At 39.1% G+C, this 19,212-nt stretch carries 18 protein-coding genes and 1 pseudogene; 7 read left to right on the plus strand and 12 right to left on the minus strand.

What is annotated here, in order from left to right; all coding sequences use genetic code 11:
• Nucleotides 1-21: 21 nt before the first annotated feature.
• Nucleotides 22-654, plus strand: a complete 633-nt coding sequence (locus PCY16_RS06465) for an MBL fold metallo-hydrolase (protein WP_179969444.1) — start codon at nucleotides 22-24, stop codon at nucleotides 652-654.
• Between the two features lie 90 nt (nucleotides 655-744).
• On the opposite strand, the pseudogene PCY16_RS06470 reads toward PCY16_RS06465, so the two are convergent.
• The 9 genes and pseudogenes from PCY16_RS06470 to PCY16_RS06510 form a co-directional block, all read right to left on the minus strand.
• Nucleotides 745-1,994 (minus strand): annotated as a pseudogene (locus PCY16_RS06470) (ISL3 family transposase).
• A gap of 183 nt (nucleotides 1,995-2,177) precedes the next feature.
• Nucleotides 2,178-3,134: an ABC transporter permease gene (locus PCY16_RS06475; protein WP_060971361.1), complete on the minus strand. Its 957-nt coding sequence runs from the start codon at nucleotides 3,132-3,134 to the stop codon at nucleotides 2,178-2,180.
• A gap of 1 nt (nucleotide 3,135) precedes the next feature.
• Entirely contained in the window at nucleotides 3,136-4,203 is a 1,068-nt protein-coding gene (locus PCY16_RS06480) for an ABC transporter permease (protein ID WP_004184109.1), read from the minus strand.
• Nucleotides 4,196-5,734, minus strand: coding sequence for an ABC transporter ATP-binding protein (locus PCY16_RS06485; RefSeq protein WP_060971360.1), 1,539 nt, complete (start codon nucleotides 5,732-5,734; stop codon nucleotides 4,196-4,198). The genes PCY16_RS06480 and PCY16_RS06485 overlap by 8 nt, the downstream gene beginning before the upstream one ends.
• Before the next feature lie 115 nt (nucleotides 5,735-5,849).
• The gene (locus PCY16_RS06490) at nucleotides 5,850-6,914 is read right to left on the minus strand and encodes a BMP family protein (protein WP_277753133.1); all 1,065 of its coding nucleotides are present in this window, start codon (nucleotides 6,912-6,914) and stop codon (nucleotides 5,850-5,852) included.
• 67 nt (nucleotides 6,915-6,981) lie between these two features.
• Entirely contained in the window at nucleotides 6,982-7,380 is a 399-nt protein-coding gene (locus PCY16_RS06495; RefSeq protein WP_060971358.1) for a cytidine deaminase, read from the minus strand.
• Nucleotides 7,367-8,029 carry a deoxyribose-phosphate aldolase gene (deoC, locus tag PCY16_RS06500; RefSeq protein ID WP_060971357.1) on the minus strand — a complete coding sequence of 221 codons (663 nt, stop codon included), beginning with the start codon at nucleotides 8,027-8,029 and terminating at the stop codon, nucleotides 7,367-7,369. The genes PCY16_RS06495 and deoC overlap by 14 nt, the downstream gene beginning before the upstream one ends.
• Nucleotides 8,030-8,063: 34 nt before the next feature.
• Nucleotides 8,064-9,341, minus strand: coding sequence for a pyrimidine-nucleoside phosphorylase (locus PCY16_RS06505; protein ID WP_060971356.1), 1,278 nt, complete (start codon nucleotides 9,339-9,341; stop codon nucleotides 8,064-8,066).
• Nucleotides 9,338-9,928 (minus strand): class I SAM-dependent methyltransferase, encoded by a 591-nt coding sequence (locus PCY16_RS06510; protein WP_014633038.1) that lies wholly within the window; start codon nucleotides 9,926-9,928, stop codon nucleotides 9,338-9,340. Before PCY16_RS06510 ends, PCY16_RS06505 begins: the two co-directional genes overlap by 4 nt.
• A 112-nt stretch (nucleotides 9,929-10,040) precedes the next feature.
• Here PCY16_RS06510 and coaA point away from each other — a divergent pair, with 112 nt between their 5' ends.
• Both coaA and rpsT read left to right on the plus strand, forming a co-directional pair.
• On the plus strand, nucleotides 10,041-10,961 hold the full coding sequence (gene coaA / locus PCY16_RS06515; protein ID WP_022496694.1) for a type I pantothenate kinase: 921 nt from the start codon (nucleotides 10,041-10,043) through the stop codon (nucleotides 10,959-10,961).
• 69 nt (nucleotides 10,962-11,030) lie between these two features.
• Nucleotides 11,031-11,267 carry a 30S ribosomal protein S20 gene (gene rpsT, locus PCY16_RS06520; RefSeq protein ID WP_004182129.1) on the plus strand — a complete coding sequence of 79 codons (237 nt, stop codon included), beginning with the start codon at nucleotides 11,031-11,033 and terminating at the stop codon, nucleotides 11,265-11,267.
• Nucleotides 11,268-11,344: 77 nt separating this feature from the next.
• Here rpsT and PCY16_RS06525 read toward each other — a convergent pair whose 3' ends face one another.
• The 3 genes from PCY16_RS06525 to PCY16_RS06535 form a co-directional block, all read right to left on the minus strand.
• Nucleotides 11,345-12,760, minus strand: coding sequence for a cell wall metabolism sensor histidine kinase WalK (locus PCY16_RS06525; protein ID WP_037600837.1), 1,416 nt, complete (start codon nucleotides 12,758-12,760; stop codon nucleotides 11,345-11,347).
• Nucleotides 12,750-13,424 carry a response regulator transcription factor gene (locus PCY16_RS06530; protein WP_002891134.1) on the minus strand — a complete coding sequence of 225 codons (675 nt, stop codon included), beginning with the start codon at nucleotides 13,422-13,424 and terminating at the stop codon, nucleotides 12,750-12,752. Before PCY16_RS06530 ends, PCY16_RS06525 begins: the two co-directional genes overlap by 11 nt.
• A gap of 198 nt (nucleotides 13,425-13,622) precedes the next feature.
• Nucleotides 13,623-15,293 (minus strand): formate--tetrahydrofolate ligase, encoded by a 1,671-nt coding sequence (locus tag PCY16_RS06535; protein WP_004182072.1) that lies wholly within the window; start codon nucleotides 15,291-15,293, stop codon nucleotides 13,623-13,625.
• 194 nt (nucleotides 15,294-15,487) lie between these two features.
• Between PCY16_RS06535 and PCY16_RS06540 the strand changes: the two genes are divergently transcribed.
• The 4 genes from PCY16_RS06540 to PCY16_RS06555 all read left to right on the plus strand — a co-directional run bounded on the left by PCY16_RS06540 (nucleotide 15,488) and on the right by PCY16_RS06555 (nucleotide 19,110).
• Nucleotides 15,488-16,171 carry a phosphopantothenate--cysteine ligase gene (locus PCY16_RS06540; protein WP_049527924.1) on the plus strand — a complete coding sequence of 228 codons (684 nt, stop codon included), beginning with the start codon at nucleotides 15,488-15,490 and terminating at the stop codon, nucleotides 16,169-16,171.
• A complete protein-coding gene (coaC, locus tag PCY16_RS06545) occupies nucleotides 16,164-16,709 on the plus strand; it encodes a phosphopantothenoylcysteine decarboxylase (protein ID WP_195413568.1) in 546 nt (181 codons plus the stop codon). Before PCY16_RS06540 ends, coaC begins: the two co-directional genes overlap by 8 nt.
• A gap of 28 nt (nucleotides 16,710-16,737) precedes the next feature.
• Entirely contained in the window at nucleotides 16,738-17,310 is a 573-nt protein-coding gene (locus tag PCY16_RS06550; protein WP_195413569.1) for an ECF transporter S component, read from the plus strand.
• A gap of 81 nt (nucleotides 17,311-17,391) precedes the next feature.
• Nucleotides 17,392-19,110: a phospho-sugar mutase gene (locus PCY16_RS06555; RefSeq protein WP_004182388.1), complete on the plus strand. Its 1,719-nt coding sequence runs from the start codon at nucleotides 17,392-17,394 to the stop codon at nucleotides 19,108-19,110.
• Nucleotides 19,111-19,212: the final 102 nt, after the last annotated feature.

Below are 19,212 nucleotides of genomic sequence, written 5' to 3' on the forward strand. Positions count from 1 at the left end.
AATTCGTGCTACACTAGAACTATGAAAATAAGACGAATTTTAAATCCTGTTGCTCAGGAAAACACCTATATTTTAGAAAACGATACAGCCTGTCTAGTCATTGATCCAGGAAGTGATACTTCTGCTATCTTAGCTGAACTTAAAGCAATCGACAAACCAGTTGCTGCTATCCTTTTGACACATACACACTACGACCACATTATGAGTGTTGAGGCAGTCCGTCAGGCTTATAATCCTCCTGTTTATGTTACTGAAGCTGAAAAAGACTGGTTGATGAGTCCTATTGATAATTTATCTGGACTCCCACGTCACGACGATATGGAAGACGTTATTGTCAATCCTGCAGAACACTACTTCGATTTTACTGAAGATTATAACATCAAGAACTTTCAGTTTAAAGTTGTTCCAACTCCAGGACACTCTATTGGAGGTGTTTCTTTTATCTTTGATAGAGAAGAAACTGTATTTTCTGGTGATGCCCTCTTTAAAGAAACAATTGGACGCTGGGACCTTCCATCAGGTAACCACGAACAATTACTCACTAGTATTCAAGAGCAACTTTTTACACTTCCTAACCACTACAAAGTTTTCCCAGGACATGGATGGGATACCACTATTGGTCACGAGAAGGTCTTTAACCCACATTTTTCATAAAAACAAAAGCTTGTCAATACTCACTAAAGTAGGTATGACAAGCTTTTTTAGGCTCTTTGTCAACTGTAGTGGGTGACGAAAAGCTAACATCTAGAGAGAACCTGATAGGTTTTCTCTTTTTGTATGTTCAGAGTGATGAAAACACGCTTCCTAAAGTTGATAAAATTTTTAAAACCGAAGCCCAGACGTTTAATATCTTTGATAAGCTTATTGGTTCCCTCCAATTTTGCATTTGAATAGTCTGTTTCTAGTGCGTTTTTGATGTATGGTTTGTGTCTAAGGAAGGTCCTAAAGACAGTTTTGAAGTAATGATTGACCTTGCTCATGTTCTCCTCTATTAACTCAAAAAACTCATCTACTCTCTTCTCCTGAAAGTGAAAAAGTAAGAGCTGATAAAGTGTATAGTAGTCGGTAAGCTCTTCTGAAAAATCTAGTGTTTTCCCAACAACTTCATGTGGACTTAAGGTTTGACGGAAAGTCTTTGAATAGAAAGAATTGAGAGATAACTTACGGCTGTCCTTTTGAAAGAGTTTCCAGTGATTTTTCAAGGCTCGATAGGGTAGAGACTTCTTATCGAACTGGTTCATAATCGCAATTCTTGTTTTTAAAAATGCTCGACCAAGGTGCTGGATAATGTGAAATCGATCAAGAACAATTTTGGCGTTAGGGAAGAGTTTGCGAGCCAGTGGAATATAAGCTCCAGACATATCCATCGTGATAAACTGTACCTGTTGTCGGACTTTCAATGGATACTTCAAAAAATAGTTTCGTATAGTAGTTTGGTAGCGATTATCAAGGATGGTTATGAGTTTGTTGGTCTCATAGTTTTGAGCCACAAAAGCGAGTTCACCTTTCTTGAACCCAAACTCATCCCAGGACATAACAGCTGGGAGTTTGTCATAATGTTCCTTGAAAGTAAACTGGTCAAGTTTACGATAGACAGTGGACGTCGATACACGAAGTCTTCTGGCAATATCCGTTAGTGATACCTTCTCAGTTAGAAGTTGTGCAACCTTTTGTCGGACAAGGTTGGAGATTTGGTGGTTTTTCTCAACGATTGAGGTTTCAGCCACTGTTACTCTCTTACACACTTTACACTGGAAGCGACGTTTCTTCAGACGTAGTAGTGTTGGAGTTCCAGCTTGTTCGAGAAGAGGGATTTTAGAAGATTTTTGAAAGTCATATTTGATCATTATTCCTTGACAATGAGGGCATGGTGGTGCAGAATAATCAAGTTTTGCATGAATCTCGATATGAGTATTAGTTTCCAAAACAAGAGAAATAATGATGTTAGGGTCTTTAATTCCGATTAATTCTGTGGTATTCTTAATAAGTCTCATGAGTTCTTCCTAATGATGGTTTGGTCGCTTTTCATTATAGTTCTTATGGGACTTTTTGTGTACACTCAAAAAGCTCTATAATCTCTACAGTGGTTTTACCCACTACAGAAATTATAGAGCCCTTTTTTACTCGAATAAAAAAGAAGGTCGATAGACCTTCTTATCTGAGACACTGTAGAGTGCCTATTTAGATTTGATATAGTTAACACCATCTGCTTTAGGTGCAACGGCTTTACCGAAGAAAGCAGCCAAGACAATAATTGTCAAGATATATGGTGCAATTTGCAAATACACATTTGGTACATGTGAAATGAGTGGAAGCTGTTTTCCAATGATTGCCAATGATTGTGACAATCCAAAGAACAAACTTGAGAGCATAGCTCCAATTGGGCTCCAACGACCGAAAATCATAGCAGCCAAGGCGATGAAACCAGGACCTGCAATTGTTGTAACGGCAAAGTTGTTTGAGATTGATTGTGCATAAACCGCACCACCAACACCACCAAGGAAGCCCGAAATCATGACGCCATAGTAACGCATACGATAGACGTTAATCCCAAGTGTATCTGCTGCCTGTGGGTGTTCACCAACTGAGCGAAGTCGCAAACCAAAGCGTGTCTTAAAGATGAGCCACCATGATGCTACTGAAACCAAGATAGCAACATATGCTACCAAAGAAACATTAGTGAAGAAAACTTTACCCAAGAAAGGGACATGATCCAAGATTGGGAAGGATACAGTCTTAAAGTTATGACTGATAGCAGGTGTTTGACCAGCACCATAGATAACACGTGTCAAGAACACTGCCAAAGATGGTGCGATAAGGTTCAACACTGTACCAGAGACAACATGGTCAGCTCGGAAGTTAATTGTCGCAACAGCATGGAGCAATGAGTAGAGAACACCAACCAGACCTGCTACAATCGCAGCAATCCAAGGTGTCGCATCTCCAAAACTTTCTGCAAAAGTCAAGTTAAAGAGAACACCTGCGAAAGCACCAATTACCATAATTCCTTCAAGGCCGACATTTACGATACCGCCTCGTTCAGAGAAAGTTCCACCGATACTTGTAAAAATCAATGGTGCTGAATATTTCAACATAGAGGCAACAATTAAGGCTATAATTGTAATAAAGTCCATATTAGTTTTGTCCTCCTTTAGCTTTCACTGATTTATGACGAGGGCGAACCCAATATCTAATGATGTAATTAGCACCAACAAAGAAGATAATCAAGGCTGAAACAACATCGATAATTTCAGGTGGAACACCAATCATACCACTCTTACCAATAGACAAAACACCATAAAGAAGGGCGGCAAATGGGATACCGATAGGTGAGTTAGACGCTAAAAGCGCAACCGCCATACCGTTCCAACCGATAGCCAATGAAGCGTTTTGAACGAAGACATTTTGGAATGTACCAAGTCCTTCTACTGTACCTCCAAGACCACATAGAGCACCTGAGATAATCATTGACATGATAATAACACGTTTAGATGACATCCCTGCATACTCTGAAGCATGAGGATTAAGACCTACAGATGTGATTTCAAAACCAGTTGTTGTTTTCTTAAGCAAGAACCAAACTAAGAAGGCAGCTGCAAGAGCCAGGAAGAAACCAATATTGAAACGCGAACCACCAGTTATTTGAGATAAATACTCTGTTTGATAACTAGCTGAGGCTACAACCTTGTTAGAAGCTTCTGAAGAACGCAACATATCAGCTGTAAATCCAAAGCGAATAATATTGTTTGCTACATACAAAATGATGTAGTTCATCATGATGGTAACAATGACCTCACTAGTTCCCAAGTAAGCACGGAGAATACCTGGAATAGCCCCAGCGATACCACCTGCAACCAGACCGATAATGACTGTACAGATAACTGAAATCACCTTTGGTAAGTCAGGGAATGACAAAGCAAACCATACGGCAGAAACCCATCCTGCCAAGGCTTGTCCTGGCAAACCAACGTTAAAGAAACCTGCCTTAGATGCAACAGAGAATCCTAGTGCAATCAGAATCAGCGGACTCATGGCGCGAAGAATTTCACCAATATTTTTCAATGAGCCGAAGGCCGTTGTGAAAAGATCATAGTAAGCCCAGAATGGATCGTAACCGAAAATCAACATCAAAACGGCTCCAATCAGCATTCCCAAGAGGACAGCAATTAAAGGAACTGCCCAATTTTGTACTTTTTTAGACATTTGCTTCCTCCTTATTCAATTGTCCACCAGCCATAAGAATACCAAGATCTTGCTTATTCGTTTCAGCAGGATCTAGAATTCCCTGAATTGCACCATCATAGATAACCGCAATTCTGTCTGACATATCAAGAATTTCATCCAATTCAAAGCTGACAACAATCACAGCCTTACCTTTATCACGTTCTGCGATAATACGTTTACGGATGTACTCAATGGCACCAACGTCAAGACCTCGAGTTGGTTGACTTACAATAAGAAGTCCTGGGTCACGGTCAATCTCACGAGCGATAACAGCTTTTTGTTGGTTACCACCTGACAATTCACCACCAGCAATTAACTCTCCTGCACCACGAACATCAAACTCTTTCATCAATTCACGCGCTTTAGCATTGATGACATTATAGTTCAAGATACCATTCTTAGAATTTGGCTCTTTGTAGTAGGTTTGAAGAGCGATATTTTCAGCAACTGTCATTTCAAGGACCATACCATCACGGTGACGATCTTCAGGAATATGACCAACACTCATTTCAGTAATCTGACGAGTTGTCTTATGAATAATCGATTCACCCTTGATGGTTATATCACCTGACTTAACTTTACGAAGTCCTGTAATCGCTTGGACAAGTTCTGTCTGACCATTGCCATCGATACCGGCAATACCGATGATCTCACCAGCACGAACATCTAATGATAGATTTTTAACAGCAGGAATTCCTCGGTTCTCGTTAACCACCAAATCTTTAATAGAAAGAACAACTTCTTTTGGATTTGAAGGAATTTTCTCTGTCTTGAAGGAAACCTGATGGCCAACCATCATTTCGGCCAAGTCAGCATTTGTTGACCCTTCAATCGTTACCGTATCAATTGATTTACCACGTCTAATGACAGTGACACGGTCAGAAACTGCTCGAATTTCATCCAACTTATGGGTAATCAGAATAATTGACTTGCCTTCCTTAACCAAGGTCTTCATAATGTTTAGAAGTTCAGTAATTTCAGACGGAGTCAATACCGCAGTCGGCTCATCGAAGATCAAAATATCAGCCCCACGATACAAAGTCTTAAGGATTTCAACACGCTGTTGAGCACCAACAGAGATATCTGCAACTTTGGCAGTTGGATCTACCGCAAGACCGTATCTTTCAGAGAGTTCAGTAATTTCCTTGATAGCCTTCTTCATATCAAGGACACCACCAGCTTTAGTTACCTCACTACCCAGGATGATATTTTCAGCAACTGTAAAAGCTTCAACCAACATAAAGTGTTGGTGAACCATCCCAATCCCCAGTTTCGTTGCTTTAGATGGTGAATCAATCGTCACCTCTTGTTCTTTAACCTTAATGGTACCGCTCGTAGGTTGCAAAAGACCTGAAAGCATATTCATTAAAGTTGACTTACCTGCACCATTTTCACCGAGGAGGGCATGGATCTCTCCTTGTCTCACATCAAGATTGATATGGTCATTTGCCACGAATTCACCAAATTTTTTGGTAATATCGTGCATCTCAATGACATTTGGCTTCGTCATACAATCTCCTTCCAAGAATAATTTTTATTTCAGCAAAGGGGATCATTAACTGCTTCCCTTTGCTGAGACAAAAATTTGTCTCAGTTTAAGTTCTATAAAGACTTATACTTAACTATTATTTGCTAAGACCATCAGTTGGTTTCAATTCACCATTCTTGATTTGTTCTTTAGCTTTTTCTACTGCATCCTTGATATCTGAAGGAAGATTAGACGTTACAATGTCAACACCACCGTCTTTGATACCGTAAGTCTTAGTTTTACCACCTTCGAATTTATCGCCTTTGACTTGTCCGTTAGCAATATCTTTAACAACTGTACCAACTTGTTTGATTGTTGAAGTCAAAACAAAGTTAGATTTTTTCTTGTCTGAAGATGTATAGTTACCTTCTGCATTTTGGTCACGGTCAACACCGATTACCCAAACTTTCTTATCGCTGTCAGCATCAAGTTTTTCGTTAACTTCTTTAGCTGCTGTGAAGACACCAGTACCAGTACCACCAGCTGCTTGATAGATTACGTCAACGCCTGAAGCGTACATAGTTGAAGCAATTGTTGTACCTTTAGCAGCGTCTGAGAATGATTCAGCATATTGAACTTGTACATCGATGTCTGGTTTTACAGATTTAGCACCTGCTGTGAAACCAGCTTCAAAACGTGTAATTGTATCTGATGTTTGACCACCAATGAAACCAACTTTATTTGTTTTTGATTGCATAGCTGCTGCGATACCTGCAAGGTAAGCCCCTTCATTATCGGCAAACAAAACACTCTCAACGTTCTTTTGATCTTTAATAACATCGTCAATAATTACATAGTTCACATCTTCGTGTTCTTTAGCTGCGTCTGCTACTGCATCATGAAGAGCAAAACCAACACCAAAGATGAGATTGTAGCCTTGACTTTGTGCTGAAGACAAGTTAGTTGCAAAGTCAGACTCTGAACCAGATTGGAAGTAATTGTAGCCAGAATCTTTTTCAAGTTTGTTAGCTTTACCCCAAGCTTGAAGACCTTCCCATGCTGATTGGTTAAATGATTTATCATCAACCCCACCAGTATCAGTAACGATAGCAGCTTTAACTTTTGAATCAGCTGATGATCCACCGCGTCCGCCACGTGCACATGCTGCAAGACCAAGCGCTGCTACAGCAACAAGGCCAAGTCCGATAATTTTCTTGTTCAATTTCATCTTGAACACTCCTCCTATAACTTGCAAGAAAACTTGCTTAATAAAGAATAAAACAACTAGACTATTGTAAGTCCGTAAAAGAGTATGGTAACAACTCTCCGACTGTCATCTCGACTGTCGAGTTATCTTCAGCGATAAGAATCACTTTAGAATCAGATTTTAAAAATTCAACCATTACTTGGCGACAAGCACCACATGGTGAGATGGGATTTTTGGTATCTCCGTAGACTGCAAGACATTCAAAATCTCTGTACCCTTCGGATACCGCCTTAAAAATGGCTGTCCTTTCTGCACAATTGGTCAATCCGAATGAGGCATTCTCAATATTACACCCTTGAAAAATTTGCCCATCCTTTGTAAGCAATGCTGCTCCAACTCTAAAACGAGAATAGGGAACATAGGCATTTTCAGCTGCTTCTTGTGCTGCTTTTATTACTTGCTCTTTTTTAGTAGCTATCATGGCTTTCTTGACCTTTCATAATGGCAACTCCTGACGAAGTACCAATACGGGTTGCACCAGCTTTGATAAAGGCTTGAGCCGCCTCAAGTGTGCGTGCTCCACCAGATGCCTTGACTCCCATAGTAGGACCAACAGCCTCTCGCATAAGTTCAATATCTTCAATTGTTGCGCCACCAGTAGAAAAACCAGTAGAGGTCTTCACAAAATCTACACCTGCCAGTTTTGCTAATTGGCAAGCTTCGACCTTTTCTTCATCGGTCAGAAGACAAGTTTCAATAATAACCTTTACAAGTTTTCTTCCACTAGCTTCAACAACAGCTTTAATGTCGTCTTCGACTAATTTAAGATTTCTAGATTTAAGAGCACCGATATTGATTACCATATCAACTTCATCTGCACCATTGGCAATAGCATCCTTGGCTTCAAAAGCCTTAACTGCAGAGGTCGATGCTCCCAAAGGGAAACCAATAACTGTACAAACTTTAACAGAACTATCTTTAAGCAATTCAGCTGCCGTTTTAACCCAAGTTGGATTAACACAGACACTGGCAAACTCATACTTCTTAGCCTCATCAATTAGGGAAAGAATCTGTTCTTTATTAGCATCAGCTTTTAGTAAGGTATGGTCAATATAGCTATTAACAGACATAAACAAAACTCCTTGATTAGTATAAAATTAAGGATTAGCGAATTATCTTTAATATTTCTGTCGTTTCTTTACATTCACTATCAATAATAACATTTTTTTCAAATTCAGTCAGCTTTTTTTCAGATAAAATTTCTTGACTATAGACCCTGGCAATAAGGTCTCCTTGAGCTACTGCATCGCCAACTTTCTTTTCAAATACAATTCCCGTTTCATAATTAAGACTATCTGACTTAGTAGCTCGACCTGCTCCCAATTGCATGGCAAATTTCCCAAACGCCATAGCAGGCAACTCTTTAATGTAACCTGTTTTATGGGCATAAATATCTGTAACGACAGGAGCACTGCTATGACGATAAAGATCAGTCAAATCACCACCCTGAGCTTGAATGAGTTCTTCAAACTTAGCAAGGGCTTTTCCACCCACTAAGTGCTGACGAATCTCTTCCTGACTAGCTTCAACTTGAGCTAAATCTAATAGTATCTCAGCTAACTCACAGATAAAGTCAGTGATATCTTCACGTCCCTTACCTTGCATAATTTCAATAGCCTCAGTGATTTCTAAGCGGTTACCAATAGCTTTACCTAGTGGCTGGCTCATATCTGTTATAACTGCAATTGTTTCACGATTAACCTCATGTCCTAATGCAACCATGGTCTCTGACAATTTTTCAGCATCAGACATGTTTTTCATGAAAGCACCTTGACCAACAGTAACATCTAGTAAAATCTTATCAGCACCTGCTGCAATTTTTTTGGACATAACAGAGCTTGCGATTAGAGGAATGGAATCTACTGTTGCAGTGACATCACGCAAGGCATAAAGAAGTTTATCAGCCTTAACTAAATGCTCAGACTGACCAATGAGGGAAATTCCAATGTCTTTAACTTGCTGAATGAACTCTTCCTTGCTACGCTCAACCTGATAGCCTTTGATAGACTCTAATTTGTCAATCGTTCCACCTGTATGTCCAAGACCACGACCACTCATCTTAGCTACTGGAACACCAAAGCTAGCTACAAGTGGCATAAGGATGATGGTTACCTTATCGCCAACACCACCGGTCGAATGTTTATCTACCTTAACACCTGGAATTTCTGACAAATCATATTGTTCACCTGAAGCAACCATATCAGTGGTCAAATCATGGATTTCACGAATAGACATACCTTGATAATAAATCGCCATCGCCAAAGCAGCTATCTGATAGTCTGGTATTTCCCCAGACACATAGCCATTAATGAGATATGAAATTTCCTCTGTGCTTAACTCGCCACCATCTCTTTTCTTTTCAATTAAATCAACTGTTCTCATAATTTCTCACTTCTAAGGATATAATATCCTTTAGCCTTTTTAACGACTTCAGCATTACCAAACACATCCTCCATCTTAGCCTTAGCTGACGGAGCACCTTGTTTTTTCTGAATAACAATAGTTAGGTTACCACCTTGATTGAGATAATCATATGCCTCCTCGATAACTTGATGAACCACCTTCTTGCCCGCACGGATAGGTGGATTAGAAATAATATAGTCAAAACTTCCAGTGACATTTTCATAGATATTTGATTGGAAGATAGTAGCTTCAACCTTATTTCGTTGAGCATTTTGTCTAGCTAAATCAATCGCCCTACTATTGATGTCGATCATAGTGACTTTAACTCCTTGGACCTTGGCTAAACTGATACCGAGAGGACCATAGCCACAACCCACATCTAAAAGCGTTTTGCCAGCTTCCAAATCCAATGCACTCAAAAGCACTTGACTCCCAAAATCAATCATTTTTTTAGAGAAAACCCCAGCATCTGTATAAAACTGAAAACTTTCTCCTAATAAATTAACCTTTAAATCATGAATATCATGAGCCGCATCTGGCGTCTCAGCATAATACATTTTTGACATTATTTTTTCCTTCTAGATAGTACTTTTTCTTTATCGTATCATAAATAGCAAAGTAAGGCTAGTGAAATGACAAGGCTTACATTCGACCTTTTTTTCTGCTATAATGTTATTTATGTTAAATGAATTTATCAATTTCGAAACGATATCACGCAAGGAATGGCAACGCCTTCATAAAGAGGACAATGCCCCATTGACTGCAGAAGAACTGGATTCCATTCGCAGCCTTAATGATAAGATCGATGTGCAAGAAGTTAGTGACATTTATCTTCCTCTTATCAATCTTATTCGTATCTATCAGAAAACTGCCAATGATCTGACCTTTTCTAAAAGTATCTTTTTACAAAAATCACAGACTAACCGTCCATTTATTATTGGGGTATCTGGTTCAGTTGCTGTTGGCAAATCCACTACCAGTCGTTTGCTTCAACTCTTGTTGCAGCGTACCTTTCCCCAATCTAATGTTGAACTTGTGACAACTGATGGCTTTCTCTATCCTAACCAAACCTTGAAAGAAAAAGGCATCCTTAATCGTAAGGGCTTCCCTGAGTCCTACGATATGCCACTTCTTCTCAACTTTTTAGATACTATAAAAAATGGTGGTGATGTCAATATTCCTGTTTACTCTCATGAAATTTATGATATTGTACCAGGACTTACCCAAGAAATCAGACAGCCCAATTTTCTAATTGTCGAAGGGATTAATGTTTTCCAGAACCCTATTAACCAACGACTTTACATGAGTGACTATTTTGATTTTTCTCTCTACATTGACGCTGAAGTTAATAATATCGAATCCTGGTATCTTGAACGTTTTCAAACCCTTCTTGAGCTTGCCAAAAAAGATGAAAACAACTACTACCATAGTTTTACTAAATTTAGTAAGGATGAAGCTTTATCTTTAGCACAAAAAACCTGGCGTGATATCAATTTGGTTAACCTGGAAAATTATATCGAACCTACACGAAGTCGAGCTGAACTGATTCTTCACAAGGGAGACAATCATAAAATCGACTTCATCCACTTAAAAAAATAGAAAAAGCTTGCAAAGGGGCCTAAAATAACGTATAATGACATAGTTAGATAAATTTTGGAGGTGAAAACATTGGCAAATATTAAATCAGCTATCAAACGCGCTGAACTTAACGTTAAACAAAACGAAAAAAACTCAGCTCAAAAATCAGCTTTGCGTACTGCTATTAAAGCATTCAACGCTAACCCAACTGAAGAAGCTTACCGTGCTGCATCAGCTAGCATCGATAAAGCCGCTTCTAAAGGTTTGATTCATAAAAACAAAGCAAGCCGCGATAAATCACGTCTTGCAGCTAAATTGGCTAACTAATTGAAAGCTCCATTTAGGAGTTTTTTTATTACCTAAAAAACCTGCTAGATTATCGTCTAGCAGGTTTTCTTTATTAATTAAACTCCGGTGATCTTAACTTCAAAAATCGTTCCCTTTGGTTGATTATCTTTAACAACAATTGTTCCTTTAAGGGCTAAAACAATTTGTTGCGCTAGGGATAAGCCAAGTCCAAACCCACCTTTTTGTCTGGTTCTAGCCTTATCTACGCGATAAAATCGATCAAAGATTTTTTTCTTATCACTATCTGATATTCCAGGACCATTATCAGCTACACAAATATAAAGATGGCGGTCATTAGTGCGGACAGTAAAGGTAACATGTCCGTCATCCTCCGTATATTTAATAGCATTATCAAATAAGATGGTCATTAACTGTTTCAATAACGTTTTATCAGTCTGGATTGGACGACCAACTTGGTTTTGAGCCGTGAAACCTTTCTCATTTTCTTCTGCAATCATGGCATAGTTGGTAAATACTGTATCAAAGAAAGCAGGTTCTAAGGTTTCGATTTCTGGTTTAATACCATCGTCACGACGAGCCAAGTTCAAGAGATTAGTCGTCAAAAGACGCATATTACGTACTTCATCAAGACTTGATGCGATATTCTCAGAATTATCTAAAATGGTGCTCTCAGGTTTTCGGAAAAGAACTTCTAAACGGTTTTGGATAACTGCAAGTGGCGTGCGTAACTCATGACTAGCATTTTCAACAAAAGCCTTCTGCTTCTCCAAGCTTTCCTGGATAGGACGTCTTGACCACTTGGCCAAATACATACTAGCCGCAACAGATAAGAGCCAGAAGAAACTCATCATGATGACAATGAGCTTAACATAACGTTCAGTAGCTTCTTCCAATTGAGTTGTATTAATCGCAATAACAAGGTACTTAGCATCAGGATAGAGACTATTGTCTACTTTTTCAGTAATCAGACGGTACTTTTCCGTTTGATCGAAATAATTCTGAGCACTTCCCTTGCTGATAACATCAATGTTATTTTTGTCTATTGGTAAATTGGATAAGCTTGAAAATTTATCAACAACATTAAGGACTTTTCCATTCTTATCAAGTACCAAGACACTAGTATTTGCCGCAACAGATAAATCGTGAGGGGTATCTTCAATTTTTGATTTCTTCTTAGGTTCTTTTTTAGAGCCACTCGAGTCAGGTGTTTCAGCTGTCGACTCTTTAGTATCATAGGCTTGGTAAATGGTTGTCGTATTATTTTGATCTACCTCAGAAGTCAGAAAAAGTTCCCGTTTGAGCATTTCCATTTCTAAATAAGAATTGGTCTTAGTTGCTGCCATTTTCAGACTAGAGTCCACATTGGAATAAACACCGTAACTCAGAATCTGCAAAATCATGACAGTCATGATAAGGAAAATGCCAGAAAAAGTGGCAAAGAAATGAATGAACGACTTAAATCCGTCTGACTTAATTCTCCTAAAGAGATAATTGAAAAATTTAGTCAGCATTCTTCAAAATATACCCCACACTTCTCAAGGTTTGGAGGTTGGCAGCAAAGTCTGTTCCTTTTAGTTTCTTACGAATTTTAGAAACATAAACCTCGACAACTGATACCGTGGTATCACTATCAAATCCCCAAAGACGGTCAAAAATTTGTGACTTAGGCAAGATGACATTTTGATTTTGTAAGAAGTAAACTAATAAATCAAACTCTTTACCAAGAAGTTCTACTTCTTTATCCCCCACAAAGGTTGAATTTGTAGCAAGATTGACACGAACATCACCAAAAGAAAGTGTGTTTTGGTCAAATTTACCAGATCGTTTCAAAAGTGCTTGAATACGCATCTTCAACTCTTCTAAATAGAAAGGTTTGGTTAGATAGTCGTCTGCACCCAGTTCAAAGCCATGACCCTTATCATCTAGACTTTCCTTAGCCGTCATGATAAGTACAGGGGTTGTTACACCTTTTTCACGTAATTCTCTAAGAACCGTGAAACCATCTTTTTCAGGTAACATAAGGTCTAAAAGAATCAAATCATAGACGCCACTTTCAGCTTCGTAGAGACCTTCATCTCCATCAAAGACTTGCATCACATCAGCAAAGTCATCTAAAAAATCAAAAACTGAGTTCGACAAACTCAAATCATCTTCTACTAGTAGTATTTTAATCATAGTTATCCCCCTTGTTAGGTGTCAAAGATACAAATAACACTTTGACTAAGTTTTATCATTATATCTAAAATACATATAATCATCTAGTGCTTTGATCTTCTTTTATTTAGATTTAGTCTACTAAACTTTCCTTAAGCTTTTCATAACTGAAACGAAAAAACAGCACCAATAGGTACTGTTTTGTATCGATATTTCTTCTTAGAACAAACCAACAGCTGTTCCGTCTTCAGCTACGTCCATCTTGAGGGCTGCTGGTGCTTTTGGAAGACCAGGCATAGTCATGACGTCACCTGTAAGAGCTACGATAAATCCAGCACCTGTTTTAGGAACAAATTCACGGATAGTGATATCAAAACCTTCTGGTGCTCCAAGTAAGAATTGGTTATCTGAGAAACTATATTGTGTTTTAGCCATACATACTGGCAATTTATCCCAACCGAATTCTGCAAATTGTTTGAGTTGGTTCTTAGCTTTTTTCTCGAAGACAACTGATTTACCACCATAGATTTCAGTAACAATCTTAGTGATTTTTTCTTCCAAGCTATCATCATCAGAATAAAGACGTTTATAGTCGGCATTACCATTTTCAACAGCATCAACTACTGCGTTGGCAAGGTCAATACCACCATCAGCACCATTAGCCCAAACGCTAGCCAATTCAACAGGAACATCGATTTCTGCACAAAGTTCTTTAAGGGCTGCAATTTCAGCTTCAGTATCAGCAACAAATTCGTTAATAGCAACGACTGCTGGAAGACCAAATTTACGAACGTTTTCCACATGACGTTTCAAGTTTGCGAAGCCATCACGAACGGCCTGAACATTTTCTTCAGAGAGGTCAGTTTTGGCTACCCCACCGTGCATTTTGAGGGCACGAAGTGTCGCAACAATAACAACGGCATCAGGAGTTGTTGGGAGGTTTGGAGTCTTGATATCAAGGAATTTTTCAGCACCAAGGTCAGCACCGAAACCTGCTTCAGTAATCGTATAATCAGCCAAACGAAGAGCTGTAGCTGTAGCTAGAACTGAGTTACATCCGTGAGCGATATTGGCAAATGGACCACCGTGTACCAAGGCTGGTGTTCCATAAATTGTCTGTACCAAATTAGGTTTGATGGCATCTTTAAGAATAAGGGTAAGCGCACCTTCAATTTCAAGATCACGTACATAAACTGGTGTACGGTCATAACGGTAGGCAACTACAATGTTAGCCAAACGTTCTTTAAGGTCATTAATATCAGTAGCCAAGCAAAGAATCGCCATGATTTCAGACGCAACAGTAATATCAAAACCATCTTCACGTGGAATACCATTAAGTGGTCCGCCAAGACCAACATTTACATGACGAAGTGCACGGTCATTAAGGTCAACCACACGTTTCCAAATGATACGACGTTGGTCAATGCCGAGAGCATTTCCTTGATGAATATGGTTGTCAAGAAGGGCTGACAAAGCATTATTTGCTGTAGTAATAGCGTGCATATCCCCTGTGAAGTGGAGGTTGATATCTTCCATCGGAAGCACTTGAGCGTAACCACCACCTGCAGCACCACCTTTGATTCCCATAACCGGACCAAGAGATGGTTCACGAAGGGCAATCATTGTTTTCTTACCAATTTTGTTAAGAGCGTCTGCAAGACCAATTGACATGGTTGATTTCCCTTCACCAGCTGGTGTTGGGTTGATAGCTGTCACCAAAATCAATTTTCCTGGCTTATTGTCTTTGACTGCATTGATTTTATCAAATGACAATTTTGCCTTATATTTTCCGTAGAGTTCCAAATCGTCAAAGCCGATTCCAACTTTTTCAACTACTTCTGTGATTGGTTTTAATTCTACACTTTGAGCAATTTCGATATCTGTTTTCATGAGACACTCCTCTATATTTTTCTAGAATCTATTATATCAGAGTTTGATAAAAAACGCATTATTTTTGGTTAATTACTTTTCAATGTTCGGTTTTTGTTTTGTTATAAATCGTTATAACTTTAATTTATAGGGGTACACCCCAAAAATACCTACTATATATTTACTAAAGACTCAATTTTTAGTACAATACTACTATGAAAATTTTGATTACATCGGGTGGTACCACTGAAAAGATTGATGCTGTACGTGGAATCACAAACCATTCAACAGGTTATCTAGGAAAGGAAATCGCTGAACTTTTCTTGGCTAAGGGTCACCAAGTAACCTTAGTAACGACCAAGACAGCGGTTAAACCAGAACCGAAAGAAAATCTAAAGATTACAGAAATTACGAACGTAGAAAGTCTTCTCAAAAAAATGGAGCCACTCGTCAAAGAGCATGATGTTCTTATACATAGTATGGCAGTCTCTGATTATACTCCTATTTATATGACGGATTTCGCCGAATTGGAGGACACCGAAGATCTCACTCAATTCTTGCACAAGTCTAATACTGAAAGCAAGATATCATCAGCTTCAGATTATCAAGTTCTCTTTCTTAAAAAGACACCGAAGATCATTAGCCTCGTCAAACAATGGAATCCTGCTATTCAACTGATTGGCTTCAAACTTTTGGTTAATGTAAGTAAAGAAGAGCTTTTTGAGGTTGCTCGTGCAAGTCTGAGACGCAATCAAGCTGATATTATTGTTGCCAACGACTTGAGTGATATTACTGCAGATCAACATATTGCTTATCTAGTTGACGAAAAAAACGAGGAGAAGGTTACGACTAAGTCTGCGATTGCTCGAGCCTTATTTGAAAGGATATGCCATGACTAAACGTATTATCCTTGCTGTTTCAGGATCAATATCTGCCTATAAAGCAGCTGATCTAACAAGTAGGTTAAAGAAAAAAGGTTATGACGTTCACGTCATTATGACTGAAGCTGCTCAAGCCTTTATCACCCCTCTGACACTTCAAGTCCTTTCGAAGAACCCTGTTCACACTGATGTCATGGAAGAAAAATTGGCTGAACGTATTAATCATATTGACTTAGGTAAAGAAGCTGACCTCTTTGTTGTAGCTCCAGCTTCAGCAAATACCATTGCCAAATTAGCACATGGTATGGCCGATAATATGCTTACTGCTACTGCTTTAGCTTTACCTAGCACTACCCCAAAACTAATTGCCCCTGCAATGAATACAAAAATGTATGAAAATCCACTGACTAGGAAAAATTTAGATACTTTGCATGACCTTGGCTACCAAGAAATTCTTCCAAAATCAGGTTTACTGGCTTGTGGTGATACGGGACGCGGTGCCTTAGCTGATATCGATGACATTATTGAATCCATTGACAATGCTTTAACAAAATAGCCTTGTAGAGAATAAAAAGGAGTTTATGATGAATAAGAAAAATAAAGCAAACCAAACAGCGCAGTTAGCGCTCTTGATAGCGACTATGGTTGTTATCGAAGTACTTAGTCAAACCATCTTTGCCGCTTTTGTACTTCCAATTAAACCAACCCTAACGCACATCCCAGTTATTATTGCTAGTATCGTCTATGGTCCTAAAATTGGAGCCTATTTGGGTGGTTTCATGGGAATTATGAGTATTGTTCGTAACACAATCATTTATACGGTTAGTAGCTACCTCTTTAGTCCCTTTGTTGAAGGGGGAACTTGGGCATCTGCAGTCATTGCCATCGTCCCTCGCATCCTAATCGGTATTTTCCCCTACTTTGTCTACAAGTTACTTCAAAACCGTCTAGGATTGACTCTATCTGGGGTTTTAGGTGCTTTCACAAATACATTTTTCGTACTTATTGGCATCTACTTCTTAATCCCTAACTTCTACACAGTGGGTGGAAAAACACTAATGGCAACCATTTTCACAACAAATTCGATTGCTGAAATGATTATCGCTGGCCTGCTAACCCTAAGTATCACACCTGTGTTATTAAGATTGAAAAAATAAAGAAAAAACATGGTGATTACCATGTTTTTTTCTTTTAATTATGGTATAATGTAAGCGTTTAAAAATATAAAGGAGATTGCTATGTCTTACACTGAAAATTATCAAAAATGGCTCGATTTCGCTGAATTGCCTGCTTACCTTCGTGATGAGTTGGTCGCAATGGATGAAAAAACGAAAGAAGATGCCTTCTATACCAACCTTGAATTCGGTACTGCAGGTATGCGTGGTTTGATTGGTGCTGGTACTAACCGCATTAACATTTACGTTGTTCGCCAAGCAACTGAAGGTTTGGCTCAATTGATCGACTCAAAAGGGGAAGAAGCTAAAAAACGTGGTGTTGCTATCGCTTACGATAGCCGTCACTTCTCTCCTGAGTTTGCTTTTGAATCTGCTCAAGTTTTGGCTGCTCATGGTATCAAATCTTATGTATTTGAAAGCCTACGTCCAACACCTGAATTGTCATTTGCTGTTCGTCACCTCCACACATTTGCAGGTATCATGGTAACAGCTAGCCATAACCCTGCTCCATTTAATGGTTACAAAGTATACGGTGAAGATGGTGGACAAATGCCACCTGCAGATGCGGATGCATTGACAGATTACATCCGTGCTATCGAAAATCCATTCACTGTTCAATTGGCTGACCTTGAAGAAAGCAAAGCCAGTGGCTTGATTGAAGTTATCGGTGAAAACGTCGACGCTGAATATTTGAAAGAAGTGAAAGGCGTTAACATCAACCAAGACTTGATCAATGAATATGGTCGCGACATGAAGATTGTCTACACTCCACTTCATGGTACTGGTGAAATGTTGGCTCGTCGTGCTCTTGCGCAAGCTGGATTTGAAGCAGTTCAAGTTGTTGAAGCTCAAGCTGTTCCAGATGCTGACTTCTCAACTGTTAAATCTCCAAACCCTGAAAACCAAGCTGCTTTTGCTCTTGCTGAAGAACTTGGCCGCAAAGTAGACGCTGATGTATTGGTTGCAACTGACCCAGATGCCGACCGTCTTGGTGTTGAAATCCGCCAACCAGACGGTTCTTACCTCAACCTTTCTGGTAACCAAATCGGAGCTATCATTGCTAAATATATTCTTGAAGCTCACAAAACAGCTGGTACGCTTCCTGAAAATGCTGCCCTCTGTAAATCAATCGTATCAACTGAGTTGGTAACTAAGATTGCAGAAAGCTACGGCGCGACTATGTTTAACGTCTTGACTGGTTTCAAATTTATCGGTGAAAAAATTCATGAATTTGAAACACAACACAACCACACTTACATGCTTGGTTTCGAAGAAAGCTTCGGTTATCTAATCAAACCATTCGTACGTGACAAAGATGCTATCCAAGCCGTTCTTATCGTAGCTGAAATTGCTGCTTACTACCGTTCACGTGGTATGACTTTGGCAGACGGTATCGAAGAAATCTACAAACAATACGGCTACTTCGCAGAAAAAACAATCTCTGTTACCCTTTCAGGTGTTGACGGAGCTGCTGAAATCAAGAAAATCATGGATAAATTCCGTGGCAATGCTCCTAAACAATTCAACAACACAGACATTGCTAAGACAGAAGACTTCTTGGAACAAACAGCTACTACTGCTGACGGCGTTGAAAAATTGACAACTCCTCCAAGTAACGTGCTTAAATACATCTTGGCTGATGATTCATGGTTTGCCGTTCGTCCTTCAGGTACAGAACCAAAAATCAAATTCTACATCGCTACAGTTGGTGAATCTGAAGCAGATGCTAAAGAAAAAATTGCGAATATCGAAGCAGAAATCAATGCTTTCGTAGGCGAATAATATTTAAGACTTAGAGCTAAGCTCTAAGTCTTTTTTATACCGACAAAACTTGGATTACGGAAGCAAGCTATCTTTTTTGCTACTAGAACCAATAAACCACCT

It is taken from the genome of Streptococcus sp. SS4 (assembly GCF_030440125.1).
GTDB lineage: Bacteria > Bacillota > Bacilli > Lactobacillales > Streptococcaceae > Streptococcus.